Source organism: Enterococcus sp. DIV0008, from assembly GCF_050542615.1.
GTDB lineage: Bacteria > Bacillota > Bacilli > Lactobacillales > Enterococcaceae > Enterococcus_D > Enterococcus_D innesii.
Map to the genome: position 1 here is coordinate 136,026 of NZ_CP172937.1, position 26,600 is coordinate 162,625.

26 protein-coding genes are annotated in these 26,600 nt (G+C 46.7%); 25 read left to right on the forward strand and 1 reads right to left on the reverse strand.

Features of this window, described 5'->3' with window-relative positions:
* Positions 1 to 14: 14 nt before the first annotated feature.
* From IGI84_RS00635 to IGI84_RS00755, 25 genes are all read left to right on the forward strand, one after another.
* Positions 15 to 518, forward strand: a complete 504-nt coding sequence (locus tag IGI84_RS00635; protein ID WP_010748543.1) for a chemotaxis protein CheW — start codon at positions 15 to 17, stop codon at positions 516 to 518.
* Positions 490 to 999: a chemotaxis protein CheD gene (locus tag IGI84_RS00640; RefSeq protein ID WP_005226629.1), complete on the forward strand. Its 510-nt coding sequence runs from the start codon at positions 490 to 492 to the stop codon at positions 997 to 999. The genes IGI84_RS00635 and IGI84_RS00640 overlap by 29 nt, the downstream gene beginning before the upstream one ends.
* Before the next feature lie 15 nt (positions 1,000 to 1,014).
* Positions 1,015 to 2,025, forward strand: coding sequence for a chemotaxis-specific protein-glutamate methyltransferase CheB (gene cheB, locus IGI84_RS00645; RefSeq protein WP_216682145.1), 1,011 nt, complete (start codon positions 1,015 to 1,017; stop codon positions 2,023 to 2,025).
* A 5-nt stretch (positions 2,026 to 2,030) separates the two neighbouring features.
* The gene (locus IGI84_RS00650; protein WP_195265580.1) at positions 2,031 to 2,804 is read left to right on the forward strand and encodes a CheR family methyltransferase; all 774 of its coding nucleotides are present in this window, start codon (positions 2,031 to 2,033) and stop codon (positions 2,802 to 2,804) included.
* A gap of 21 nt (positions 2,805 to 2,825) precedes the next feature.
* On the forward strand, positions 2,826 to 4,877 hold the full coding sequence (locus IGI84_RS00655; RefSeq protein WP_195265578.1) for a chemotaxis protein CheA: 2,052 nt from the start codon (positions 2,826 to 2,828) through the stop codon (positions 4,875 to 4,877).
* Positions 4,874 to 5,461, forward strand: coding sequence for a chemotaxis protein CheC (locus IGI84_RS00660; RefSeq protein ID WP_005226634.1), 588 nt, complete (start codon positions 4,874 to 4,876; stop codon positions 5,459 to 5,461). Before IGI84_RS00655 ends, IGI84_RS00660 begins: the two co-directional genes overlap by 4 nt.
* 14 nt (positions 5,462 to 5,475) lie before the next feature.
* Positions 5,476 to 5,838 (forward strand): response regulator, encoded by a 363-nt coding sequence (locus tag IGI84_RS00665; RefSeq protein ID WP_003129084.1) that lies wholly within the window; start codon positions 5,476 to 5,478, stop codon positions 5,836 to 5,838.
* A 19-nt stretch (positions 5,839 to 5,857) separates the two neighbouring features.
* A complete protein-coding gene (locus IGI84_RS00670; RefSeq protein ID WP_005232757.1) occupies positions 5,858 to 6,247 on the forward strand; it encodes a chemotaxis protein CheW in 390 nt (129 codons plus the stop codon).
* A gap of 17 nt (positions 6,248 to 6,264) precedes the next feature.
* Positions 6,265 to 7,275, forward strand: coding sequence for a flagellar motor switch protein FliM (gene fliM / locus IGI84_RS00675; RefSeq protein ID WP_008376586.1), 1,011 nt, complete (start codon positions 6,265 to 6,267; stop codon positions 7,273 to 7,275).
* Complete coding sequence (gene fliY / locus IGI84_RS00680) at positions 7,272 to 8,330, forward strand: flagellar motor switch phosphatase FliY (RefSeq protein WP_086293583.1); 1,059 nt, start codon at positions 7,272 to 7,274, stop codon at positions 8,328 to 8,330. The genes fliM and fliY overlap by 4 nt, the downstream gene beginning before the upstream one ends.
* Before the next feature lie 95 nt (positions 8,331 to 8,425).
* Positions 8,426 to 8,701 (forward strand): flagellar biosynthesis anti-sigma factor FlgM, encoded by a 276-nt coding sequence (flgM, locus tag IGI84_RS00685; RefSeq protein ID WP_086293585.1) that lies wholly within the window; start codon positions 8,426 to 8,428, stop codon positions 8,699 to 8,701.
* Complete coding sequence (locus tag IGI84_RS00690; RefSeq protein ID WP_016609029.1) at positions 8,702 to 9,058, forward strand: hypothetical protein; 357 nt, start codon at positions 8,702 to 8,704, stop codon at positions 9,056 to 9,058. It abuts the gene before it with no gap.
* Positions 9,059 to 9,069: 11 nt separating this feature from the next.
* Entirely contained in the window at positions 9,070 to 10,593 is a 1,524-nt protein-coding gene (gene flgK, locus IGI84_RS00695) for a flagellar hook-associated protein FlgK (protein WP_269924188.1), read from the forward strand.
* Between the two features lie 3 nt (positions 10,594 to 10,596).
* Positions 10,597 to 11,517 (forward strand): flagellar hook-associated protein FlgL, encoded by a 921-nt coding sequence (gene flgL / locus IGI84_RS00700; RefSeq protein WP_016619541.1) that lies wholly within the window; start codon positions 10,597 to 10,599, stop codon positions 11,515 to 11,517.
* Positions 11,518 to 11,653: 136 nt separating this feature from the next.
* On the forward strand, positions 11,654 to 12,736 hold the full coding sequence (locus tag IGI84_RS00705; RefSeq protein WP_005226642.1) for a flagellin: 1,083 nt from the start codon (positions 11,654 to 11,656) through the stop codon (positions 12,734 to 12,736).
* 102 nt (positions 12,737 to 12,838) lie between these two features.
* Positions 12,839 to 13,252, forward strand: coding sequence for a flagellar protein FlaG (locus tag IGI84_RS00710; RefSeq protein ID WP_368255672.1), 414 nt, complete (start codon positions 12,839 to 12,841; stop codon positions 13,250 to 13,252).
* A 4-nt stretch (positions 13,253 to 13,256) separates the two neighbouring features.
* Positions 13,257 to 14,678, forward strand: coding sequence for a flagellar filament capping protein FliD (gene fliD, locus IGI84_RS00715; protein WP_005226644.1), 1,422 nt, complete (start codon positions 13,257 to 13,259; stop codon positions 14,676 to 14,678).
* Between the two features lie 73 nt (positions 14,679 to 14,751).
* Entirely contained in the window at positions 14,752 to 15,081 is a 330-nt protein-coding gene (locus IGI84_RS00720) for a hypothetical protein (RefSeq protein ID WP_005232745.1), read from the forward strand.
* 13 nt (positions 15,082 to 15,094) lie between these two features.
* Positions 15,095 to 15,463 (forward strand): flagellar export chaperone FliS, encoded by a 369-nt coding sequence (gene fliS / locus IGI84_RS00725; protein WP_034859136.1) that lies wholly within the window; start codon positions 15,095 to 15,097, stop codon positions 15,461 to 15,463.
* Positions 15,464 to 15,628: 165 nt separating this feature from the next.
* A complete protein-coding gene (locus tag IGI84_RS00730) occupies positions 15,629 to 17,380 on the forward strand; it encodes a hypothetical protein (protein WP_220426336.1) in 1,752 nt (583 codons plus the stop codon).
* A gap of 166 nt (positions 17,381 to 17,546) precedes the next feature.
* Positions 17,547 to 17,987 carry a MarR family winged helix-turn-helix transcriptional regulator gene (locus IGI84_RS00735; protein WP_087626720.1) on the forward strand — a complete coding sequence of 147 codons (441 nt, stop codon included), beginning with the start codon at positions 17,547 to 17,549 and terminating at the stop codon, positions 17,985 to 17,987.
* Positions 17,984 to 19,726 carry an ABC transporter ATP-binding protein gene (locus IGI84_RS00740; protein ID WP_220426335.1) on the forward strand — a complete coding sequence of 581 codons (1,743 nt, stop codon included), beginning with the start codon at positions 17,984 to 17,986 and terminating at the stop codon, positions 19,724 to 19,726. Before IGI84_RS00735 ends, IGI84_RS00740 begins: the two co-directional genes overlap by 4 nt.
* Entirely contained in the window at positions 19,692 to 21,458 is a 1,767-nt protein-coding gene (locus tag IGI84_RS00745; RefSeq protein ID WP_216696215.1) for an ABC transporter ATP-binding protein, read from the forward strand. Before IGI84_RS00740 ends, IGI84_RS00745 begins: the two co-directional genes overlap by 35 nt.
* Positions 21,459 to 21,625: 167 nt before the next feature.
* A complete protein-coding gene (locus IGI84_RS00750) occupies positions 21,626 to 23,062 on the forward strand; it encodes a glycoside hydrolase family 1 protein (RefSeq protein ID WP_005226667.1) in 1,437 nt (478 codons plus the stop codon).
* Between the two features lie 262 nt (positions 23,063 to 23,324).
* Positions 23,325 to 25,787 (forward strand): heavy metal translocating P-type ATPase, encoded by a 2,463-nt coding sequence (locus tag IGI84_RS00755; protein ID WP_368255676.1) that lies wholly within the window; start codon positions 23,325 to 23,327, stop codon positions 25,785 to 25,787.
* A gap of 73 nt (positions 25,788 to 25,860) precedes the next feature.
* On the opposite strand, the gene IGI84_RS00760 is transcribed toward IGI84_RS00755, so the two are convergent.
* A complete protein-coding gene (locus IGI84_RS00760) occupies positions 25,861 to 26,577 on the reverse strand; it encodes a GntR family transcriptional regulator (protein WP_081117671.1) in 717 nt (238 codons plus the stop codon).
* Positions 26,578 to 26,600 lie beyond the last annotated feature (23 nt).

Consider the following 26,600-nt stretch of genomic DNA (forward strand, 5'->3'; position numbering starts at 1 on the left):
GAGCAGTGACGCCAATGGAACAATACGTTGTATTTAAAAGTCATCAACAACTCTTTGCCTTGCGTATCGACTATGTGGTACGGGTCATTGAGGCTGCTTCTTTTACACAGCTGCCAGAAGTGGCGGATTTCGTGCTGGGGATCCAGCCTTTTGAAGAGGCGATGGTGCCGATCATTGACATCCGCAAAAAGCTGTTTGATGAATTTACACCGGAAACCGGGCAAAATGTGGTCTTGTTGTGTCACTGGCAAGAGCAGGCGATCGGCTTATACGTGGAAGAGATCGTCGGCATTTTACCGCTCGTTGAAAGTCCTAGCAATGCGGAACTAAATACATCAGGACTCAAGCAAAACTATATCGAAGCCTTTCTGAAAAAAGACGATGAACTTGTGCTGGCATTGGAGCTGCCGTTTCTCTTCAGCTATGAACAAGCCGCTGAGATGACGGCGGAGTTAGACGCCTATCAGACAGAGGAATTGGCAGCCGCCAATGACCATGACAATGATGACCGTGAATGAGGAACTGCATGTGGGGATCTCGGAGTATAAGATCGCCCAAGCGCCAACGCGTTTGATCACGGTGGGTTTAGGTTCTTGCATCGGCACGATCATTTACGATGAAGCCAGTCATATCGGCGGCTTGAGTCATATTATGCTGCCAGATAGTCAGCCTTTTTTGCACAAGCGGGAAATCAAGCCCGAGAAGTTTGCGGATTTGGCATTGCCAGCGATGGTGGCTGAGCTGGAACAAAAGATCCGTCGGCCTCGCTTTCAAGCGAAAATCGTTGGCGGCGCCAATATGTTTCAGTTCCAGACGCTTAACGCTGCCAGCAATATTGGTCAGCGCAATATTGAAGCCGTCGAGGAAGTCTTGGCTCGGCTAAACATTCCGATCGTAGCCAAACATGTTGGCGGCAGCGCTGGTCGAACGATGATCGTAGATCTTCAGGATTTCAAGACCATGGTTCGGCAAGTCAAACAAGAAATCGTTTATTTGTAAAAGGAGTACAGGGACATGAAAAAAGTAATGATCGTCGATGATTCGGCATTCATGCGGAAAGTAGTGACAGATTTATTGAATCAGCTGCCTGATATCGAGGTGACCGTCGCTGCCCGCAATGGCAAACAAGCATTGGACTATCTGACCAAAGAAGCGATCGATTTGGTAGTAATGGATGTGGAGATGCCAGTGATGAACGGATTAGAGACCTTGCGGAGGATGAAACAGCAATCAGCCATTCCCGTCATCATGCTTAGTTCATTAACCAATCAAGAAACCACGATTGAGGCTTTGGCGCTTGGCGCCCGAGATTTTGTGGAAAAACCCGTCAGTCTATCGATGATCGAAAAAGAATGGATCGCTGAATTTCATCAAAAGATTTTGGCGATGGATCATGAAGTCGGTACGGTTCACCCGCCAGTACCAACGATAGCCCAGACCACTAAGCTGACACAAAACAGCTTGCCGGTATCACTTGATGCGCTAGTCATTGGTGCTTCAACAGGCGGACCACGTGCTTTGCTGGGAATTATTCGCCGTCTGCCTGCACGTTTGCGTTGCCCGATTTTGATCGTTCAGCATATGCCGGCGGGCTTCACGGCTTCCTTTGCAAAGCGCTTAGACACAGAGACAACTGTCCGAGTACAAGAAGCAGTCGACGGCATGCGGATCGAAAATCAAGTGTATCTTTGTCCAGGGGATTACCACATGACGGTCCAACAAGGGCACCTGCAGCTGGACCAGCGAGAAAAACGGCATGGGACGCGGCCAACCGTCGATTATCTTTTTTCCTCAGCAGCTGACTACTATGGCCCGCAACTAGCGGCAGTGGTTTTGACGGGGATGGGAAAAGACGGCACCGCTGGCTTACGACAGATCCAAGCGGCTGGGGGCTATACGATCGTTCAAGACAAAGAAACGTGTACAGTCTTTGGGATGCCGCGGTATGCCATTGAACAAGGAGTCGTGGATGAAGTCCTGCCATTGCAGGGCATTGAAGCAAAAATTGCACAGATGGTCAGGTGAAGAAGATGGAAGAAGAATTTGCCTTATTTAATGCGTGGGTGGATCGCCGATTAGGGATTCCCTTAGCCGCATACAAAGAAAATCAAATGCAGCGCCGCATCCTTACGATCATGGAAAACAGCGGGGCAAAGACGTTGAGGGAATACCAGCAATTGATCGAAGGCGATGAAGGGGTGCGGGCGGCTTTTTTAGCCCATATCACCATTAACGTAACGGAATTTTATCGCAACAAAGAACTGTTTGACGCCTTTGAACGCGTCTTGAAAACCATTGTTCTCCCGAAAACCACGCTGCCCAAAATCTGGAGTGCCGCATGTTCGATTGGGGCAGAACCCTATACGATCGCGATGCTGCTAGAAAAAAACCAAATTGCCACAGCCAATGTCTTGGCTACCGATATCGATACGCAAATTTTGGCAAAAGCCAAGCAAGGACTCTATCGAGACCACGAATTGCGGAATGTCTCAGCGGCAGAACGTACCCGTTTTTTTGATGCAAAAGAAAAGAACCAGTTTCAGATCAAACCAGAAATCAAACGGCGGGTTCATTTTAAGCAACACGATCTTTTGAAAGACCCGTACAATGGGCCTTTTGATGTGATCGTTTGCCGTAATGTGACAATTTATTTCAAAAGTGATGCTCGGGATGCCGTCTATCAAAAATTCAGCGATGCATTGGTCCCAGGGGGCATTTTGTTTACGGGAGCGACAGAAACGATCAATTTTGCGGAACAATTCGGTCTCAAGAAAATCGATTCGTTTATCTATCAAAAAGTATAATTTTGTAAAGGAGGGACCCATTTGGATGACAATAGTGTCTATCGTACCCTTTTCTTTGAAGAAACAGACGATCATTTAGCGCAGTTGAATGATCATGTCTTGCAATTGGAAAACGATCCACAAGATAGCGCCTTGCTGAATGATATTTTCCGTTCTGCCCATACCCTTAAAGGGATGGCGGCAACGATGGGCTATGACGTCATGACGCAGCTGACCCATAAAATGGAAAATATTTTTGAGTTATTTAAAACTGGGACCTTGCAAGTGACCCAGCAATCGATCTCATTGATTTTCAAATGTCTGGATCGCCTGTCAGAACTTGTGGAGGACTTGCGGGAAGAACGAGACCTGCAGCCAGCTCAAATTGCCGATTTATTGGCCGAACTTGACCAAACGGAACATTCTGGCGGTATATCAACCGAGACAGAAGTAAGCCAAAAACCCACCGCAGTAGGCGCGTTAACCCCACAGCTTCAACAGATCGATCCTTCTGATCTGTATGTGATCGAGCAAGCGGCTGGAGATGGCTATCAAGCGGTCCAAATTGCTGTTCGCTTAGATGCCCAATCCATGTTAAAAGGTGCTCGTGCCTTCTTGATCATGGAAAAGCTTGGCCAAGCAGGGGATGTTCTTTATACAGAACCAGATGCCCAAACACTCGAAGAAGGCACCTTTGAATCAGATTTTTCACTGCTGTATTTGACGCAGCAAACACTGGCTGATGTCGAGCAAAACATCGCCAGCAATAGTGAGATCGAAGCCTTCGTGGTGGCACCGTTTGATCCATCAGCCGCTGTGTTGGAGGAGGCAGAAGAGCTGCTTCAACCAGTGCCGACCCCAGAGTCAGAGACTTCTGCTCTTCAACAAGCGACAACAGAAACGAAAGAAAAATCGCCGGCGCCCGCGCATCATGCGTCCGCCCAAAATCAATCGATCCGAGTCGACTTGAATCGCTTAGATTCATTCTTGGATCTCGTGTCCGAATTGGTGGTCTATCGCAATCAATTGGAAGATGTCAGTGAGCGGGAAAACATCGAAGCAGTCAAAGACCCCTTAGAGCAAGTTTCGCGATTGACCTCTGAGCTGCAAGATTTGGTCTTGCGGATCCGCATGCAGCAAGTCAATGTCGTCTTTAGTCGCTTTCCACGAATGGTTCGGGACTTATCCAATGAACTGCAAAAGGAAATGGAACTTGTCATTTTTGGGGAAGAAACGGAATTGGATAAAACAGTGGTTTCTGAGTTGAGCGAACCTCTGGTCCATCTGTTACGTAATTCTGTCGATCACGGCATCGAAGCACCCGATGTTCGGGAAAAACTGGGCAAACCGCGCAAGGGCACGATTCGCTTGGCGGCCTATCAAGAAGGCAATCGCGTGATCATTACTTTAGAGGATGATGGCAAAGGCCTTGATCCGCAAGTAATCAAAGCAAGTGCTGAAAAGAAAGGCTTAGCAACGGAAGGCCTTTCCGATGAAGCGTTGCAGCAGTTGATTTTCCATCCTGGTTTTTCAACGGCACAAGAAGTGACTAACATTTCTGGGCGCGGTGTCGGGATGGATGCCGTGCAATCCAAGATCACCCAACTAGGGGGTACGATCGAAATGAAGAGCCAGCCAAATAAAGGCACGCAGTTTGTGATCAAATTGCCATTGACTCTGTCGATCATTCAAGCGTTGATGGTTCGCGTCGGAGCAGAAACCTTTGCGATCCCACTAAATCTCGTCGAACGCGTGGTGATGGTCAAAGAAGAAGAGATCATCCAGACGGTCTCAGATGAGGTCTATCGTTTTCAAGAGGAGTTGATTCCCTTGGTTCGGACCGATCAACTCTTAGCGATCGAAGGCGATCCATCTGAGAAAAAATTCGCCATCATCGTCAACAATGACCAGCAGTTTCACGGCATTTTGGCAGATGAGCTGATCGGCCAGCAAGAAATCGTCATCAAGAAAATCGATCCATTGCTGCAAAAGCTGAATCGCTATCAAGGGGCAACGATTATGGGCAACGGCTCGATCGCACTGATCCTAGACATTCATGCCATCTGTCAGGAAAAAAAGGATGACCGCTTATGAGCTATACAGCGCTGCAGATCGATGGCCTAAAAGAACTGATCAATATCGGCGGTGGTCACGCTGCGACTAGTTTATCAAAGCTCGTCCAACAACCGATCGATATGCGGGTACCGGAAGTCGAGATTCTAGCTTATGAGGACCTGTATCAGCAGATCATGGCGGAAGACAAAGAAGTTCATGTGGTGATGAGCCAGATCGAAGGGGCATTTCGAGGGATCTTCTTGTTTGTCTTAACGGATGAATCCGCCGCAAAATTGCGTCAGTTGATGATCCAAGAAAGCGATCCGTCTGAAGAATTGAAGCAATCGGTCATCAACGAGTTGACCAACATCCTTACCAATTCTTTTTTGATCGCGATCGGGCAACTGTTGGAAACCCAACTGAGTGCGTCTTTACCAAGCGCCAGCTATGATTTCTTTGGCGCAGCGATCAGCTCCATCTATTTGGCGATGGCCCAGTATGATGAGCAGGTGATGGTGATCCGTAATGAGTTCGTCTACGCCAAAGAAACATTAGAGGCATCGTTATTTTTGATTCCAGAAATCGGTGTACTAGAAAACATATTTGATTCATTAGGAATTTGAAAGGGGCAAATACAATGTCAAAAAAAGTATTGATTGTTGATGATGCGGTATTTATGCGCATGAAATTAAAGGATATTTTAGAAAAAAACGGCTATGAAGTCGTGGGGGAAGCCCAAAATGGCCAAGAGGCTTTTGAAAAATACCAAGCAACGACACCAGACTTAGTGACCATGGATATCACGATGCCAGAAGTGGATGGCTTAGAGGCATTAAAAATGATCCGCACGTTTGATGCGCAGGCCAAAGTCGTAATGTGCAGTGCCATGGGACAACAAGGAATGGTGATGGATGCGATTCGCGCCGGTGCGGTGGACTTTATCGTGAAGCCCTTTGACACGGACCGCGTAATCACTGCCATCGACAAAGCCTTTGCCTAATGCCTAGGAGGATAGCGACATGCAGATGATTCTTTTCAAAATGGCCCAGCAGTACTATTTGATCTCGGCGGACTCGGTGGACGAGGTCATTGATGCCCCTTCCTTTACGAAGGTGCCATTAGCACCGGAGTGGGTGGAAGGGTTGATCAATCTGCGGGGGTCTGTCGTAACGGTGATTCGTTTGGCAAAATTGATTCCCATCATGGAACCAGCCTACGAAAAAAACATATTGATCATGAAGAAGCAAGAGGAGACCAAAGGGGTCCTCGTAGAAGAAGTAATTGAAGTACTTGATATCACTGAAGACGATATCCAACTGGGCAATCAAGAGACAGAACATGCCGTTGGGGTCGTGACGATCGGTGAAAAAGTAGCCAGTGTGATTCAAATCGATCACATGATTTTTTAAAAAAATGGGGGATTAGTGTGGATCAGGTATTGACGCAGCAAGAGATTGATTTATTGTTGAATGCGATGAGCAGCGGAGAGATCGATCAAGAAATTATTGAGATAGAAGACAAACAAGCCAAAGTGAAAGCCTACGATTTTCGCCGACCAACAAAGCTGTCGAAAGAATACGTCAATACCCTGCACATGATCTTCGAGGATTTCTCGAAGATGAGCAGCAGCATGCTTTCTACCCAACTGCGAACCAATGTTTCTTTGCAGTTGGCAGCTATCGAACAAGTCAGTTATGACGAATTTATCCATTCGATACCAAAATTTACTTTGTTGGGGCTCTTTCATTCTCAGCCTTTGAGCGGGATCCAGATGATCGAGATGAACCCACAACTGTGTATGATGTTGGTGGAGTTGTTGTGCGGCGGCTTGGATGTTTATCAAAACAAGCCGATCGAAATGGATTTTAGCGAGAAAAAAAGTTTTACTGATATTGAAACAGCGATCTTGGAAGAAGTAGTAGCACAATTTGTACGGGTCTACCAAAATGTTTGGAAGGACATCGTTGCCTTGGATTCAGTTTTGGATGGAATCGATACGAATCCGCAATTGATGCAAAACATGTCGCCCAACGAACCCGTCGTATTAGTGACCTTTACTATCAAAATTTTTGAAGTGAAACATTTCATCAATCTATGTATCCCCTATGTCTTTTTTGAAGGGATCATTGATAAATTAAGTTTCCGCAATTGGTTTGATAGCAATCAGCCAGTCAACCAAGACGATAGCCGCGAGTTGCAAAAAAGTTTGAATGGGGTCGGATTGAATCTAGAAGTTCTGCTGGGTCATGCTCAAATGAGTCTTTCAGAGTTTCTCCACTTAGAAGAAGGCGATGTCATCAAACTAGACAAAAAAATTACTGAACCATTAGAGACCTTCATCGATGGAAAACCTTACTTCCGAGCAAAACCTGGGAAGCAAGAGGACCATTTAGCCATTGAATTATTAGACAAGTTAGAAGAGGAGCAAGAACTATGAGTGAACGTTTATCCCAAGCAGAAATCGATGCATTGTTGAATCAAAGTGCCCCAACTCAGCCGCAAGGATTAGAAGAGCAAGTCAAAGTCGACATTATCGGCGAAGTTGGCAATATCTCCATGTCGCAAGCGGCGACGACGTTGTCTTCCATTCTTGATCGTCGGGTCAGCATCACGACTCCCCGGGTGTCTAAAATCAAATTTGGTGAGATCTTAAACGACCTCGTTGCACCAAAAGTAGCGACGACAGTTGAATTTAAAGAAGGCCTTTTAGGCAGTAATTTGATGCTGTTAGAAGTCAAGGATGCCATCGTGATCGCTGATTTAATGATGGGTGGAACCGGTGAAACCAGCAACACTCAATTTACAGAATTAGAGCTAAGTGCTGTGGCCGAAGCCATGAACCAAATGATTGGGACGGCCTCGACTTCGATGGCAACGATGATCAGCCGCAAAGTGGATATCTTACCGCCGATCGTCAAACTATGGGAGACGCCAGAAAACATTGAGTATAGCGGGATCGAGGCAGAGGAAGAGATTTATTGTATCTCATTTTCTTTGCGCGTCGAAGGTTTGATCGAAAGCAAAATCATGCAGATCTTTACGGATCCGGTGGTCAACGATATCGCCAGTGCGATGCTGTCCGATGAAGCGACTGTCGTTACTCGGGAAACACCAACACCGCAGCCAACGGCACCCGTTGCTGCACCTACGCCAGAACCAGCGGCTGCATCAAAGCCCGTAGAAGTCAGCAAACCGGCGTTTCAAACATTGACCTCCAGCGGAGTGAGCGATGGGGATAATTTGGACTTGATCCTTGATGTGCCATTGGATCTAAGTGTCGTGTTAGGCCGCAGCAAAAAAACCATTAAGGACATTTTATCTTTCAATACAGGGTCCGTCATCGAACTGGAAAAACTGACGGATGAACCGCTAGAGATTTTGTTGAACGGCAAACTGATCGCCACTGGGGAAGTCGTGGTCATCAATGAAAACTTCGGTGTGCGGATCACCAACATTCTTTCGCAAAAACAACGCATCCACAATTTGCATTAATTTGAAGAAATCGCAAAAAGTTAAACATATGGGTTTAACTTTTTTGTGATTTGACCGATAGTAGAGGGTAGAAGAATGAGAACGGAGGAGAACCTATGAAAATCGAAAGAGGTTACGCAGAATACAGCGACAAGGCCATCAAACGTGAAGCGGTCAAACAAGAAAAGCCAACTGCTGCTCAGACAGAAAAAACCGTCGATGTTCAATTGTCCGAAACAGCTCAAGCCATTCAAAAGAGTGCCAATCAAATAGCCAGTCGCAGTGAACGAGTGGCAGAATTGAAACGAGCGATCAAAGAAGGCACCTACCAAGTATCTGCCGAAACAATCGCCGATAAAATGCTGCAACAAGATGAAAAGCAGGTCGACTAGATGACAGAACGGGAATTTGAGCGTCAGCTACAGCAGTTCTTGCGGTTGCTGCAAAAAGAAAAGACCTGCTTGATCAAAAATCAAGCAGAAAAATTACCAGAACTCGTCGAGAAAAAAACCGCCTTCGTACCCGTTTTTTCCACGTATGAAGGAACTCTTTCAGTGGCGATCAAAGAACTCATCCGCCAGATCCAAGTGCAGCAAGCCGAGAATCTCCTGCTGACGGAACAAGCCATTAGTTTCCAAACTGTTTTGATGGATGCAGTCAAAGAAAATATCAAGACACCGGCAAATACGTATTCGAAATATCAAGAAAAACAAGCAGTCTCAACAGCGATCATCGATCAAAAAATGTAAGGAGTACTACTATGACAGGACTATTCGGTTCATTAGGCACCGCAACCCGGGGCATGACCGCCAATCAAGCAGCGTTGCAAACCAGCAGCCACAACATTGCAAATACCAATACAGACGGCTACTCAAGACAACGAGTCAACTTGCAAGCCGAAGCGTCTTATCATTTAGCGGGTGTCGGCAGCATCGGTATGGGGGTGAAAGTCGGCAGTGTCGAACGGATCGTCGATGATTTTGTCATTGGACAAGTACGCAATGCCAATTCTACCTATACATATTATGAACAAAAAGCAGACATATTAGGACAGCTGGAAAGTTTAATGAATGAGCCTTCCGACAACGGACTGTCCAAACAGCTGGCAACGATGTTTGATTCTTGGACCGCATTAGCCAACAATCCTGAACTGGATACGTCTAAGACCCTTGTGCTGGAAAACAGCAGTACGTTTGCCGATACCATCAACCAAATGGGCAAACAAATGACACAGCTGCAAAGCGACACGCTGGATACCATCGAAAAATCCGCGCTGGACTTCAATGAGAAGGTCAAGCAGCTGCAATCCTTGAATGAACAGATCTATGGGTTGACGACAAGTGGTGAAACACCCAATGATCTCTTAGATCGTCGGGACAGTCTGTTGAAAGATCTCTCGGGTCTAGCAGGGATCGAAACCAAGACCGATCAATATGGCCGTGGGTTTGTATCCATGAGCGGACAGACGATTTTAAGTGCGGAGGAACGCAATACCCTTAGTGTGGTGGTGGGACAAAGCGACACAGGCGCCTTGGTTTCCAAAGACGGCAACGCCTTGAATCCTGCCGAAACCATCACAGGGTCTTATCCAGCAGGAACCGTCTTGTTGACGAAAACCACCGACAATGGCGACACCGCCTATACAGAATTGCCGATCAAAGAAGGCGCGATCGGGGGCCTGCAAGCATCATCTGGTGAAATCGGCAGCCGCTTGACGGAATTGAACAACTTTACGACGACGATCGCGCAAGCCATGAACATGGTCTTTACCGGCGGCGCTTCTCGTACAAGCGGACTATTTGAGATCGGCCAAGATGATACCGGCACAGCGACGACGATTCGGGTCAGCCAAGCACTGTTAGATAACCCAAGTCTGGTGACCGGCGGAACGAGCAATGCAGCAGGAGATGGTTCAAGAGCTGCTGCAATGGCGAAACTCAGCAGTGCCAAATTGGATTTCCCGTTGTCAGAAAAGACGATCGCTTCTTTTGATTCTGAGACATTGACGTTTGCCAATGCAGCATCTGGCATGAGTGTCAGCAGCTATTTTAACAGCATCGTCACCAAAAACGGGATCTCAAAACAGCAAGCCGACAATACAGTCAGTGCCCAATTGTCGCTGCTGAATCAACTAGAATACAAAAATCAATCGGTGTCTGGGGTTTCATTAAATGAAGAAATGTCAGATGTGATTCGTTTCCAACAAGGATTTCAGGCCAATGCCCGCATATTATCGGTCGTTTCTGAAATGTTAGACACATTGATCAATCGAACAGGAGTGTAGACCATGCGTATTTCCAATTCCATCACCTACAATGATTTTTTACGAAATCTAGGAACCAACGCCTCCAAAGTCCAATCCACGTTGAATCAGCTATCGAGCTTGAAAGAAGTCAGCAAGTCCTCGGATAATCCGCTGCTGGTTTCAAAAATCATGGATCTCAATGTGTCGTTAAATCAAAACAAAACTTACAATAATACGATCAAAGACAGTATTTCTTGGACAAAAGCCCAAGATTCTGCTTTAGAAAGCGTCAGTACCTCGATGCTGCGGATTCGCTCATTGGTTCAATCTTCTGCCAATGCGACAGCTGGCAGTGAGGAATTAGGGGCAAATCGTTCAGAGATCGAGCAAGAGATCGAAGGCATCGTTGAATCATTAAACACCAACTTTGATGGCCGCTATCTATTTAGCGGAACGAATACAACGACGGCGCCTTTTGAGATCGTCAAAGAAAATGACGCCATCGTCGGTATCAAATACAATGGCACCAGCGAAGACTTGCCGCGAGAAATCGCAAACGGGGTCTCGGTGGATCTGTTAGCCAGCGGTGATCGTCTGATGAACGAGACGGGTACCGCTACGGATCCCCAAAATTTAAGCACCTACTTCAATGATTTATTGTCTGCGTTGCGCAGTGATGATAAAGATGCCTTAGGGGGCGAGCTTTTAACCGCTCATGACCAGCATGCCACTAATGTGGTGAATGTACGGGCGCAGATCGGCACCCTCTACAATCGCTTGGAGGCGGCAGCTGATCGGAATGAGACGGAAAAGCTGAACTTGACCGAAACACTGTCCAACAAACAAGACGTCGATATTGCGGAAAAGTATATGGAATATCAAAATCAAATGACTGCCTACCGCTCAACATTAGCAATGGGAACAAAGATCATGCAGATGTCCATTCTAGATTATTTAAATTAACCCAAAAACTTTTGTTCTTTGCTGAGAGCAAAAGTTTTTTATTTTTTTTAGAAAAAAGGCTTAACCCTGAACGGTTTCTTCCGATAAATAGTAGCAGAGGGAAACCTTAGCGAATAAAAATTAGGAGGAACTACACATGAGAATCAATACAAACGTTTCAGCATTGAATACTTACTCACGCCTAACGGCAGCAAATGCTTCTAAAAGCAATTCTTTGTCTAAATTATCTTCAGGCTTACGCATCAACAAAGCTGGGGACGACGCAGCTGGCTTAGCAATTTCTGAAAAAATGAAAGGCCAAATCGGCGGTTTGTCACAAGCAAAAAGCAATGCACAAGATGGTATTTCATTGATCCAAACAGCAGAAGGTGCATTAAATGAAACCCACAGCATCTTAGGCCGTATGCGTGATCTTGCGGTTCAAAGTTCAAACGGTACGTTAAGTGATGACGACCGCAGTGCGATCAACAAAGAATACACTGCATTGTCTGATGAAATCGACCGTATCAGCAATACCACTGAATTCAATACAAAAAGCTTGTTAACTGGTGAAGGCGATGATGCGAAATCATTCACTTTCCAAATCGGTGCCAACGCAAACCAAACAATGAGCGTTTCAATCAACAACATGAGCTCATCTGCGTTGAAAGTAAAAGGCTTAGATTTAACACAAGCCATTGACACAAGCGATGCTAAAGCTGTTGCTGCAGCAAAAGATAAAGCAGTAGCGACTGCCTTCAAAGCAGATGCTACAACAAAATATGCAGCGGACGGCACAGTTGATGCGGCAGCTGGTAAAACAGTTGCTGAATTACAAACAGCCATCGATACAGCAGCGGATGATACAGCAAAAGCAACAGCTCAAAAAACATACGATGATGCTTTAGCAACATTTACCGCTTCTGATGAAGGCAAAGCAGCAGCGGCAACTGTCAGCGTTGAAAACAACCCAATCACAAAAATCGATGAAGCGATCAAAGCAGTTTCTGCACAACGTGCGGATCTTGGTGCGGCGCAAAACCGTCTAGAACACACAATCAACAACTTAGGTACAACGCAAGAAAACCTATCTGAAGCAAACTCACGTATCCGTGACGTTGATATGGCGCAAGAAATGATGAGCTTTACGAAGAGCAACATCCTTTCTCAAGCAGCAACTTCAATGTTGGCACAAGCAAACTCAATGCCTAACAGCGTATTGAGCTTGTTACAAGGATAATTTTTGATCAAGTGAACCACTGACACAAGGACTGCCTAGGGGAAGCGCAGTTCTTGTGTTTTACATAGCAGCACAAAAACGCTTAGAAATGAGGAAGCTCTGATGGATATTCAGCCAATGTCAGGAATACACCCGATCGAAGCCGTTGCGTCGGTCGCTAAAGCACGTCCGATCGAATCCCTAAATCAAGAGAACGCCAACCTTCAGCCGCAACACCAAGAGGGGAAACTGGCGGAGAAAAAGGAACAGACAGTGGCCACTGAACCGCCGATCCACTATTTTTCAGTAGCCGATCAGCACAAGATCGCAGCCTCCGTGGCGGAAGTGAATCAGCGACTACTTGGCAAAGATATGAAATTGGCTTATGAAGTACATGAGCGCACAGGGCGTACGATGGTGCGTTTAGTGGATATGCAGACCAACGAAGTGATCAAAGAGATCCCGCCCGCCAACATGCTAGACGTGATTGGGAAAATATGGGATGACATGGGCATCGCGGTCGATCGAAAGGGATGAAAACATGGCAAGTGTAACCAGCAGTTCAGGAATCAGTACAACGCTAGGGAGTTATTCTGGCGTGACTTCAGAAGATATTGAAAAATTATTGGCGGCAGATGCGATCAACAAGACCCGCGCTGAGAATAAAATCACGTCGCTAAAAGCACAAAAAACGGCATGGAGTGATATCAGCACTCGCTTGACTAACTTTTTGTCAAAAGTCGATGCATTACAAAAAGATGATGCTTATCAAACGAAAAAAGCGACGACCACCAATAGCAGCATCGCTTCAATTGCAGGAACAACGGAAGCTCCAGAAGGCACCTATGATCTAAAAGTCAACCAACTAGCAACAGCCACGAAGGTGACGGGGAGTCAAGTAGCTCAAAGCAGCAAAACGGCCCTAAATGTCAGTGGTCAGCTGTCATTGACCAGTTCGGAAGTCGATGAAGATGGCAAACCGATCACCGCTTCGATCGAGATCACGGCCGAAGACAGCTTAAAAGATGTGGCAGCCAAGATCAATAGCCAAAGCAAGACGACCTTCGTCGCGGCGAGCATCGTGGATAACCGTTTGATTTTAACGAACACCAAAATGGGCGACAAAAATTTCTTGATCGACGGCAATGCTGCCGAAGGGTTAGGGATCGGTTCAACTGCGACAACGACGCAAGGCCAACCGGCTATTTTTGAGCTAGACGGCATGAAGATCACTCGCGACAGCAACAGTGTGACGGATGTTATCGATGGTGTCACTCTGACGTTAGCGAAAAAAAGCGAGGAGCATGTGACGCTTTCTTTAGCCAATGATACCTCGAAAGTCGTTGATGCAGTGCAAGGATTAGTGGATCAATACAATAGCTTGATGAGTTTTATCGGCGACAATTTGACCGTGGGAGATCCTAGTAGTGAAAACAACAAGACGGGGACCTTGGTGGGAGACAGTGCATTGACTCGTCTACAGACCCAATTGCGAAATTTGATCACCATTCCAGCCGTCAGCGGCTCAAAGCTGACCGCCAATAAGCTAGGCATCTCCACCGTCGATAATGATGGTACATTGGGATTGGATACGACAAAGTTAAAAGAAGCCTTAGCGGAAGATCCCGCTGCTGTGAAGTCTTTCTTTTATGCAAGTACGAAAACTAAAGAAGCTGATGGCACTGCGAGCACGAAAGAGACTGGCTATACACTAGCCCTAAAAGAATTAGCCAACAGCTATGTCGTCAATACTTCAGCCAATAAAGGGATCATTGCCACCAAATCTGCGACCTATGACAGTACCATCAAGGATTTAAACAAGCAGATCACACGGTTTGATGATATTTTAGCAATGAAAAAAGAGCGTTACATCACAATGTTTACCAAGTTAGACTCCGTGATGATGGAGGCTGAAAATCAGCTGAGCTACCTAAGCAATCAGTTTGCCAATACGTCAAACTAGGCAGGATAGCCGATTAAAGCAGTCATTTTTCATTCGCATAAGAAACCCTCGTCAACATGAAAGGAAACAACCGATGGAGCCACACGTATCATTAGATGAACGTTTGAATCAGATTTTAACTGGTTTTGCCCAATGGCGCGGCGACAGCGAAGAAGCCAGTCGTTTGATGGCAGCCAATGCAGCGGTCATAGCAGCCATGCAAGCAGAAGCACAGAGCCATAGTCCACAAACCAGTGCATTGGCGCAACAAGTGATCCAAGCGTATCAAGCGTTCTTAGACCAGGTCAAAGCCCAGCAGCAAGAGATCAAACAAGAATTGGGGCGTTTGAACCGCAAAAACAATCTTGTCAAAACGTATTTGCAGCAAGAAGACAGTGCCGCCTTCGTCGAATTTGATTTATAGTGAGGAAAAAAAGATGAATTATCAAAAAATGCAAAACAACTATTTGCAGAACCAAGTAATGAGTGCCTCCCCCAACAAACTGATTGAAATGCTGTTGCAAGCAGCGATCAAAAATATCAAATTAGCAGTGATCGCATTGGAAAAAGAAGAGTTGAGCCAAGCTCATCAGCAATTTGTCAAGGCGCAGAATATTTTATTGGAATTACGGGTCTCTTTAGACCGTGAGCAAGGCGGCGCTATCGCTGAAGATCTCGATTCTCTGTATGGCTATATGTACGATCAGCTAGTCAGTGCCAATGTCCAAAAAGAGGCAGCCCCTGCAGAAACGGTCGTCCCACTTTTAAGCGAACTACTGGAAAGTTGGCAAACGATCACCCAATAAATTTGAGAAAAAGCAAAGAAACGACCACCTAAAACCTAGAAAAGTTTAGTAATTGGTTAAATTTTTACCATGTATCCCTTTTCACTAAGCTTTCTTTTTCCCCTCCTCGTCCCTATCTGGTACTCTTTTTATGAGCGTACCGAAAAGGTGCAAGGAGGTTTTTTTTTGAAACAAAAAATAGTACAAAAGCCGCTTTTCTGGCAAGTGGTGATTCTGATTACAATGAGTGGTGTTTTTTTATTACCGCAGATCTTAGGCCAAGGCATGATTTTGGGCTCTGATGTGGTCTTTCACTTCAATCGTTTTTATGAGACTAGCCAGCAGATCAAAGAGGGCAATTTTCAATATTTTCTTTCTATCTACGGGTTTCAGCAATCTGCTCGTATCGTCAATGCATTATATGGTCCCTTTTTTGCCTACTTCCAAGGACTGCTGGTCTTGCTGAGTCCTTCGTGGTTTTCTTACCAGCTGCTCGCTAATGGGCTGCTCTATCTGCTAGCAGGGTTTTCGATGTTTGGCTTATTAAAGAAATTACGAGTCAATGGCTGGCTGTCAGTGGGGATGAGCATCCTGTTTATGGCGACCTATTCTGTCCAGTATTGGATTGAGCGGCAGGGCTTTTCTGCTTGGGGGGCGGCTGTGCTGCCGCTGTGCCTGATTCCACTGATCGCACTAGGGGAACATAAACGGTTGCGGCCTTTTGCGGTAGGAGTTTCCGTGGCGGTCTTATTTCAAATCCATGTGTTTTCAAGCATCTTGTTAGTGCTCTTATATGTGCCCTTTTTCTTACGCGCCTTTTTTGTTGGAACTTCCGGCGAAGAAAAACGACAATTGGTGCTGCGCTTAGCAGGAGCGATCGGGATCTTCTTGCTGCTGACCGCCAATATTTGGTTAGGGATGTTGGATCTTTATACGAGTAACACGTTGATCGCGCCTTTTGTGAATCGCAACATGCAGAACAATACCATTACTGGAACCAGCAGCTATTGGTGGACGACTCCGTACCTGCTGCCCATCTTATGTGCTTTGTTCTTTTGCGGTGCGATCCGTGTCTGGCCGCGTCTATCTGGCGGCTTCAAATTAATGACAGCAGCTGCAGCGGTCTTTTTCGTTTTATCATCGAACGCTATTCCTTGGCAATGGCTAGGCAGTCTTGACAATGGTGTGATTAATTTACTTCAATTCCCTTTTCGGTTCTTTGTTCCTGCCACGATTTTGATCTTAGTCGGTTTGTGCCTGCTGGTTCCTTATTATCGGGGCAAGCCATTGGCAAATCCGCGTTGGTTCGTCCTCGTTTTAGTTTTGAGTATTGGTCAAATCCTGATCCAAAACACGGTCAAAATGCAGGACTGGCACTCCGATGAAGCGGCGGTTTCACTGCGAAACCACACCTATCTGTCGGCGGAATCTGAAGCGCAATTGAAGGAAGCCTATTTTAGTAAAGACAAGTCCTTAGCCTTAGCGCTGTATCAACGTTCTACCCCAGATTATCTGCCCCTCTATCAAGAGACCAAGAAGAACAAGTACAATTTGTACGGGGAAGAAATCATTGAAAAAAATGATACCGTGGCAAAAACCGTGGAAAACGGGAAACTTACTTTACGTTGGCAAGGTGATCAAGAGGCGTGGAAGGCGTTACCGATCATCAATTACCGCTATACTGAATTGACCCTCAATCAGCAGCCACTAACTGAGAAAGATGTCTCTTTGAGTGCTATTGGTGCCGTTTCTGTCCAACAGCAAGCAGGGGAGAATGTCTTAGTCGTTGATTACGACGCACCTTGGTTTTTCGACGGAGCTTTATGGCTGACGATCATTTCTTGGCTCGCTTTACTCATCGGCTTTATCAGCTGGAAAACAAGACAGCTGTACCGTCGTCGTAAGGTCGTACAAGCTTTATTGAAAGAATCTGAATAAAATGAATCAAAAAAGAACTTCAGCGAGAGGGCTGAAGTTCTTTTTTTGTTGATCAGCAACAGTGTACCTATTTTTTTCCGAGAGAAACAATAATCGTTGCGTGCGCAACGATTATTCCGTATAATAGATAAGACACTTTGAAGAACCAAGAAAGGCAGGAGTGCTCATGGAAGCCATTATCCGCTCAATCAATCATATTGCCCGTCTCGCCACCCTTTATCGGGAAAAAGAACTGAAAAAATTTGGTTTAGGCGGGATGCATCATACCTATATCTTAAACATTTGCCGCCAACCGGGGATCAGTCAAGAAGCCTTAGCCAAGAAGATTTTTGTGAATAAAAGCAATGTTGCCCGTCAACTAGCAATCCTAGAAGAACGAGGATTTGTCACTAGAACCAGCAGTCCCACCGACAAACGACAATTACTGGTTTATCCAACCGAAAAAGCACTCGGCGTCCAACCAGCGATCCAGCAGCTGCTTCAAAGCTGGAATGAACAAGTCGTAGCAGGTTTTTCTGCTGCCCAACAGCAGCAGTTGATCGCCGATCTGGAAATCGTCAAAGAAAATTCCCAGCGGCTTTTAGCGAAAGATGAGGCGATGGAATGAATCTTTTGACTCAATATTTAAAACCCTATATCGGCCGCATCTCCCTTGGCGTCAGTATCAAATTCTTCGGCTCCCTGATGGACTTGCTATTGCCTTGGATTTTGGCGTATATCATCGATTCTGTGATCCCCACGAAGCAGGTATCTGCGATTTTTGCTTGGGGTGGGGCGATGGTGGTCTGCTCCATCATCGCAGTCGTCACCAATATCATCGCCAATCGGATGGCCTCCAGTGTTGCTCGCGATACCACCGGCAGTATACGCCATGATTTATTTGAAAAAGTTTCCTATCTGTCGATTCCGCAAGTCGAAGAAGTCGGGATCCCTTCCTTGGTGTCTCGCTTGACGACAGACACTTACAACATCCATCAAACGGTAGGCATGATCCAACGGATGGGGATTCGTGCCCCGATTCTGTTATTAGGGGGGATCATGATCACTGCCACATTAGATCCCGTGTTGACGCTGGTCTTAGTGGGCGTCTTGCCCTTCACTTTAGTGGCGGCAGTCACGATCTCGAAACGGGGGATCCCCTTGTTTGCCTCATTACAAAAGCAAGTGGATGTGTTGGTGCGAACTGTCCGTGAAAATGTGACTGGGGCTCGGGTGATCAAGGCCTTGTCCAAAGCAGATTACGAGAAAAAGCGCTTTGACCACGTCAACCAAGACGTAGTAGCTGCGGAAACTACCGCTAATCGAACGATGGCTGCGACACCACCCCTGATGGACCTATTTTTGAATATCGGACTGACGCTAGTGATCGTCGTCAGTGCCTTTCGCGTCAATCAAGGGTTGACCCAACCAGGGGTCATCATCGCCTTTTTGACCTATTTTACGATCATTTTGAATGCCATGCTCAGCATCACGCGCATCTTTGTAATCGTGTCGAAGGGGCTGGCTTCTGCCGATCGGATCCAATCCGTCTTGCGCCTGCCGCAAAATATGCAAGTCATTGAGGCGCCTGTCAAAGAAGAGTCGGCGCATATCGTTTTTGAAAAAGTTTCCTTCACCTATCCTAATGGCACTCGGGTGCTGAAAGACATCGATTTTTCCTTGCAGCCGGGAAAAACCTTAGGGATCATCGGTGCGACTGGTAGTGGAAAATCAACGATCGTCAAACTACTGCTGCGGCTCTATGACCCAACGAAGGGTATGATCCGCATCGCTGGTCGCGACATTCGCTCCATCGATCCGACGGAGTTGCATCAGTTATTCGGTGTCGTCTTACAAAAAGACGTGCTTTTTGCGGAAACGATCGAAGAAAATATCGCTTTTGGTCGGCGGTTTTCCAAAGAACAGATCGAAGAAGCGGCGGCTCGCGCCCAAGCCAAGGAGTTTATCAATCAACTACCCAAACGCTTAGCTCATCCACTGCATGCCAAAGGCAGCAATTTAAGCGGCGGTCAAAAGCAGCGGGTCTTGTTATCGCGGGCATTGGCGGGGGATCCGGAAATTTTGATTTTGGATGATTCTGCTAGTGCGCTGGATTATCGGACCGACGCTCAGTTGCGCAAGGTCCTGAAACAGCAGTTTCAACAGACGACGACGGTCTTGATCGCGCAGCGGATCAGCTCGATCCAGCATGCCGACAAAATTTTGGTACTGGAAAACGGTCAAATGAACGGCTTTGGCAGTCACCAAGAATTATTAGCAGAAAATGCGATCTACCAAGCCATTTATCAAGGTCAGACAGGAGGTGCCGACGATGCCGAAGAAAAAAACGGAAAAACCAAAGGATAGTAAGAAAACACTACGGCGTTTGTGGGGCTATCTTTACGAGTACAAAGGTCTCCTGCTGGCAGCCGCTGTATTGATGATGGCCAGCAATATTTTCGCCTTGGTGGGCCCTTTGCTTTCAGGGTACGCCATTGATGCCATTCAACCGGGTCCCGGTAAGGTCATTTTTGACCGAGTCTTCTTTTATTGTGGGCTGATGCTGCTGTTTTATCTTGCGTCTTCCCTTCTTAGTTATCTGATTTCGCTCATGATGATTCGCTTGAGTCAGCGGGTGGTGGCAGCGATGCGTAAGGCGATTTTTGATAAAATCTCCGAACTGCCGGTGGGGTATTTTGACCGAGTCGCCACTGGGGATATCATCAGCCGCATCAGTTATGATGTCGATACCATCAATACGTCATTGGCCAGCGATGCCATTCAAGTTCTCAGCAGTCTTGTGACGATCATTGGTTCGTTTGTGATGATGGTTTTGATTTCGCCGCTGCTGGTGCTGATTTTTGTCGTAACGGTTCCCGCTTCGATCTTTTTGACCCGCTTTTTGATGAGCAAATTTCAACCATTGTTTCGCCGTCGTTCCCGCAAATTAGGCGAACTGAACGGTTTTGTGGAAGAGATTATTTCTGGTCAGCAAACGATCAAGCTGTATAACCAAGAAGAAGCGATCATCAGCCGTTTTGACGAAAAAAACCAAGAAGCGGTGGATGCCTATTACAATGCCGAGTACTACGGTAGTATGACTGGTCCTTCCATCAACTTTATCAACAATCTGTCCTTGTCCTTGATCAGTATGTTTGGCGCCTTGCTGTTTTTGTTCGGTCATCTGACACTCGGGAACGTTTCTTCTTTTGTCTTATACTCCAGAAAATTCTCAGGACCAATCAATGAGTTAGCCAATATCTTCAGCGATTTGCAATCGGCGTTGGCGGCGGCAGAACGGATCTTCCGTTTGCTGGATGAAGAACCGGAAGTTTCTGATGTTCCTGGAGCCTACGAATACCACGAGGTGTCTGGTGATGTCGCCTTTGACCATGTGACCTTCGGCTATCAAGCACAGCAGCCCATCATCAAAGACCTTTCGCTGGAAGTGCCGGCTGGCAGCTTGGTCGCGATCGTCGGACCGACCGGAGCCGGGAAAACCACCATTGTGAACCTCTTGATGCGGTTTTATGACCCTGACCAAGGAGCGATTCGGTTAGACGGCAAAAATATCCGCCAAGCGACACGCCGCAGCTTACGGCAAAGCTATGCAATGGTGCTGCAAGATACCTGGTTGTTCACGGGAACGGTTTTCGACAATTTGGCCTACGGCAAGGCGAATGCGACGTTGGCAGAAGTCCAAGCTGCTGCACAAGCCGCCCATATCCATGACTTTATTATGAGCCTGCCAAAAGGCTATGATACTTTGATTTCTGAAGACGGAACCGGTATTTCACAAGGACAAAAACAACTGTTGACGATTGCACGAGCGATGCTGTTGGATGCCGATCTATTGATTCTTGATGAAGCCACATCGAATGTCGATACGCAAACAGAGCTGCTGATCCAAGCAGCGATGACCAAACTGATGAAAGGCAAAACCTCCTTTGTGATCGCCCATCGCTTGTCCACGATTCGACATGCCGACACGATCCTCGTGGTGGAACAGGGCAATATCGTAGAGCAAGGGACCCACGAAGAGTTAGTAGCTAAAGAGGGGCGTTATGCCGCACTCTATCAGGCACAATTTGACGCATGATCCATAGCTAGCCTGCATCCTTGCAAGGAGAACGCCACTGCTTGCAAGGATGTTTTTTGCGTGCCATCGGCTTTCTTGGCATAGGTACAAAATCTTCTTATGACAAATCAGGCAATTATCGGTATACTTAAGAAAGGGGTATCATCAAACAGAAAGAAGGGAAACAATTGGATCATAAACAACTAAAAGAATTCCCCAATGATTTTTTATGGGGTTCAGCATCAGCAGCCTATCAAGTAGAAGGCGCATGGCAAGAAGACGGCAAAGGCGCTTCGGTTTGGGACGATTTTGTCCGCATTCCAGGAAAAACCTTTAAAGCAACGAACGGAGATGTCGCAGTCGACCATTACCACCGCTTCAAAGAAGATGTTGCCTTGATGAAAGAACAAGGATTGAAAACCTATCGTTTTTCTATTGCTTGGACACGGATTTTTCCAGAAGGACGAGGAGAAGTCAATCAAGCAGGGTTAGACTTTTATTTAGCATTGATCGATGAACTGATAAAAGCAGGGATCGAACCGATGGTGACCTTGTACCATTGGGATCTGCCACGAGCTTTGCAAGAAGAATACGGTGGCTGGGAATCTCGCAAAATCATTGAAGATTTCACCAACTATGCGGCCGTATTGTTTGAAGCCTTTCGCGGCAAAGTCCACTATTGGGTCAGCTTGAATGAACAAAATATCTTTACTTCTTTAGGCTATCTTTTAGCTGCCCATCCACCAGGAGTGACCGATCCTAAACGGATGTATGAAGTCAATCATATCGCTAACTTGGCGAATGCTTCGGTGATCAACAAGTTCCATGAGATGAAAATCCCAGGGAAAATCGGACCAAGTTTCGCCTACTCACCAAACTACCCAATCAACAGCGACCCGAAAAATATTTTGGCAGCTGAAAACGCGGAAGACTTGATGGCGCATTATTGGTTAGACGTCTATCTATGGGGCGAATACCCGATTGCTGCAATGAATTACTTGAAAGAGCAAGGGATCGCGCCAACGATCGAACCAGGAGATATGGACTTGCTGCGTTCAGCAAAACCAGATTTCTTAGGGATCAACTATTACCAAACAGCAACAAATGCCTACAATCCATTAGATGGTGTCGGTGCGGGGAAAATGAACACCACTGGGAAAAAAGGCAGCTCCGAAGAAACCGGGACACCAGGAATGTTCAAAAAAGCCGAAAATCCATTTGTGGAACGGACGAATTGGGATTGGGAGATCGATCCTCAAGGGCTGCGAATCGCTTTACGACGAATCACTAGCCGTTATCGGGTGCCTGTGATCATTACAGAAAACGGACTTGGTGAATACGACAAACTAACCGACGATCATCAAATCCATGACCAATACCGCATCGATTATTTAGCAGGGCATGTCCATGCCATCAAAGAAGCGATCAGCGACGGCGCGGAAGTTCTTGGCTATTGCACCTGGTCCTTCACTGATTTGCTAAGCTGGTTGAACGGCTACCAAAAACGCTATGGCTTTGTCTATGTCGACCAAGATGAAACGCAAGAAGGATCTTTGGCACGCTACAAGAAAGACAGCTTCTACTGGTACCAAGAGCTGATCAAAACCAACGGGCAAGAGTGCTAGCCTCCTAAAACCAATACCTGAATAAGCGAAACGACCCCTGCAACGGCAGTGATCGTTTCTTAGAAAAAAGTACGTTCCACCTGTAGCGACCGCCCAAAGGTAGACCAAAAGTCTCGCGTTTTGGGCCGCTTCAAAGGAGAACGTCCTTTTTTTGAGTATTATCGTTGACAAGTGTAAACGATAATTGTAAAGTAGAAGAAGATTACAACCGTAAACATAAAAGGTTAATGGGTTTGCATAGCAAGCAAGGAGGAAGGAAACAATGATCGAAAAGAATTATGGGGTAAAAGGGATGACCTGTGCGTCTTGTTCCCAGACCGTCGAAAAAACAGTCAGCAAGCTGGTGGGGGTCGACCAAGCAGCGGTCAATTTGGCTACTGAAAAATTACATATTCGTTATGATGAGCAGCAGCTCACCGAAGAAACACTCGCTGCGGCCATCAAAGCAGCGGGCTATCAACTGATCGGCTCTCAAAGACAAGAGACCTTTGCCATCTCGGGCATGACCTGTGCGTCTTGTGCCCAAACAGTAGAAAAAGCTGTCCAAAAATTAGCGGGTGTGGAGCAAGCCTCCGTCAATCTGGCGACAGAAAAACTGACGGTCAGCTATCAACAAGATCAAGTGACCGCCGCGAAGATCGCAGCTGCCGTGAAAGAGGCGGGCTATGATGCACAGCTGCCGACCGCTTCTGCCGACAAGGTGGATTCAAAACAGGCAGAGATTCGTGCTTTATGGCAACGGTTTTGGCTTTCAGCGCTCTTTACGATCCCCTTGTTCTATTTGACGATGGGGGAAATGATCGGTTTGCCGATCCCTGGCTTTTTAGATCCGATGGCCTATCCAGTCAATTTCGTTACCACTCAATTGCTTTTGGTCTTACCGGTGATGGTCCTCGGTCGCGCCTTTTACATTGCTGGTTTCAAAGCGCTTTGGAAAGGCCATCCCAACATGGATTCCCTCGTCGCATTGGGAACCAGTGCTGCCTTCTTTTATAGTATTTATGGGACCGTGATGGTCTACCTGGGCACGACCCACTATGCGATGCACTTGTACTATGAAACGGCCGCCGTTATTTTGGCATTAGTAACCTTAGGAAAATACCTTGAGTCGGTCTCGAAGGGCAAAACCTCCGAAGCCATCAAGAAGTTGTTGGATCTCGCACCGAAAAAAGCCCGCGTGCTTCGCGGCAGCGGGCATCAAGTCGAAGAAGTCGAAGTGGGTATTGAAGAAGTCGCAGCTGGCGATATCTTAGTCGTACGACCTGGTGAGAAGATTCCTGTGGATGGGATCGTTACCCAAGGCCGCTCTGCCATCGATGAATCAATGATCACCGGAGAAAGCTTACCTATCGAAAAACAAGTCGGTGATCGGGTGATCGGCGCCAGTATCAACAAAAATGGCTCGTTTCAATACGAAGCCACCAATGTGGGAGAAGATTCAACGTTAGCGCAAATCATTCAGTTAGTAGAAAATGCCCAAGGCTCCAAAGCGCCAATTGCTCGCATGGCTGACAAAGTTTCGGGTGTGTTTGTCCCGATCGTCATGGTCTTGGCGGTTTTTGCAGGACTTGCCTGGTTTTTCTTAGGACAAGAAACCTGGATCTTCTCATTGACCATTACGATCTCTGTATTAGTGATTGCTTGTCCGTGTGCCTTAGGATTAGCGACACCGACCGCCATCATGGTGGGTGCGGGCAAAGGGGCAGAAAATGGCGTCTTGATCAAAAGCGGCGATGCGTTAGAAACAGCTAGAAACGTGACGACGATCGTCTTTGATAAAACCGGCACGATCACAGAAGGCAAACCAGTCGTAACCGATCTCCTGCCTACTGGCAATCACACGCCAACGGAATTGTTGCAGCTGGCGGCTTCTGTTGAAAAAGGCTCAGAACATCCATTAGGCGAAGCCATTGTGATCGAAGCCTGCACGCAAGCCCTCGCCCTACAAGAAGTTGACGGGTTTGAAGCGATTCCAGGTCATGGGATTCAAGGAACGATCGCTGGCAGTCCAGTCCTATTAGGCAACCAGAAATGGTTGGAAAAACAAAACGTTGCCATCGATAGCATGATTGAGCAAGCCCAACAATTGGCTCACGAAGGGAAAACACCGATGTATGTTGCCAAAGACGGCGAAGCGATCGGGATCATCGCTGTGGCAGATACTATCAAAGAAAGCAGTCGAAAAGCTATTGAACGGTTGCATCAAATGGGCTTGTACGTAGCAATGATCACGGGGGACAATGCCCGAACGGCCCAAGCCATCGCCAAACAAGTCGGTATCGATGAAGTGATCAGTGACGTCTTGCCAGAAGATAAAGCCGCCAAAGTAGCTGGCCTGCAAGCCAAAGGCCAAAAGGTTGCGATGGTAGGTGACGGGATCAATGATGCGCCCGCGTTAGCCCAAGCGGATGTAGGGATCGCGATCGGCTCTGGTACCGATGTCGCCATCGAATCGGCAGACATCGTACTGATGCGCAGCGATCTAATGGACGTCCCATCCGCGATCGAGTTAAGTCGGGCAACCATCAAAAACATCAAAGAAAATCTTTTCTGGGCTTTTGCTTATAACGTCTTAGGCATCCCTGTTGCAATGGGTGTGCTGCATCTTTTCGGCGGCCCCTTGCTCAATCCAATGATCGCTGGGGCGGCCATGAGCTTCAGCTCGGTATCCGTTTTATTAAATGCCTTGCGGCTGAAACGATTCCAACCCTCAGCGAAAAAATAACCGAAGTAACGAATGAAACAACAAAAAGACCTGCCCACGGTTTTCTTCCATCAGAAACCGTGGGTAGGTCTTTTTAGTGCTGGACATCTAAATAAGAGTAGGCCCGCACATCATAACGGTTGCGACTACGGGAAAATTCAATGGGTGAGCCATTTTTCTGATAGACGATCTGTTCGATCTCTAAGACCGGATCATCGGCTTTACAGTCCAAATACTGTTGATCGTACGCGGTACTTTTATCAGCGGCGATGGTGCGGTAAGCGCCAGCAAACTGGACCCCTAGTTCCTCTTTGACATAACGGTAGATAGAACTTTCTAAATGGCCACGAGTTAAATTGGGCACCAAATGGACGGGCATATAGGTATATTCTAAAATAAACGGTTGGTCTTCAAGAATCCGCAAGCGGACAATACTATAGATCGGCTGTTCTTCCGTCAACATCAACTTTTCTTGGATCGTTTGGTCAGGAAATTCGACTTGAAAATCGATGACCTGACTGACTAGCTTGCGGCCAGCTTTGCCCATTTCCGTTGACAAGCCTTCATAGACCGTTAAAGCAGTGGTGTCTTTTTTTAAGAATGGGTGGTTCAATATTTTTGTTCCAGCGCCCCGCTGAGAATAAACCAGTCCTTCCATGGCTAAAATACCGATGGCTTTTTTGATGGTCATCCGGCTGACTCCGAATTCCTCGACCAAATCAGTTTGGTTCGGTAGTAAGCTGTCAGGCGGATACGTTTTGTTTTTGATACGTGTGCGTAAAATATTGGCAATTTCTTGGTATTTTGGCATCTGATCACCTCGCAAGAAGTATA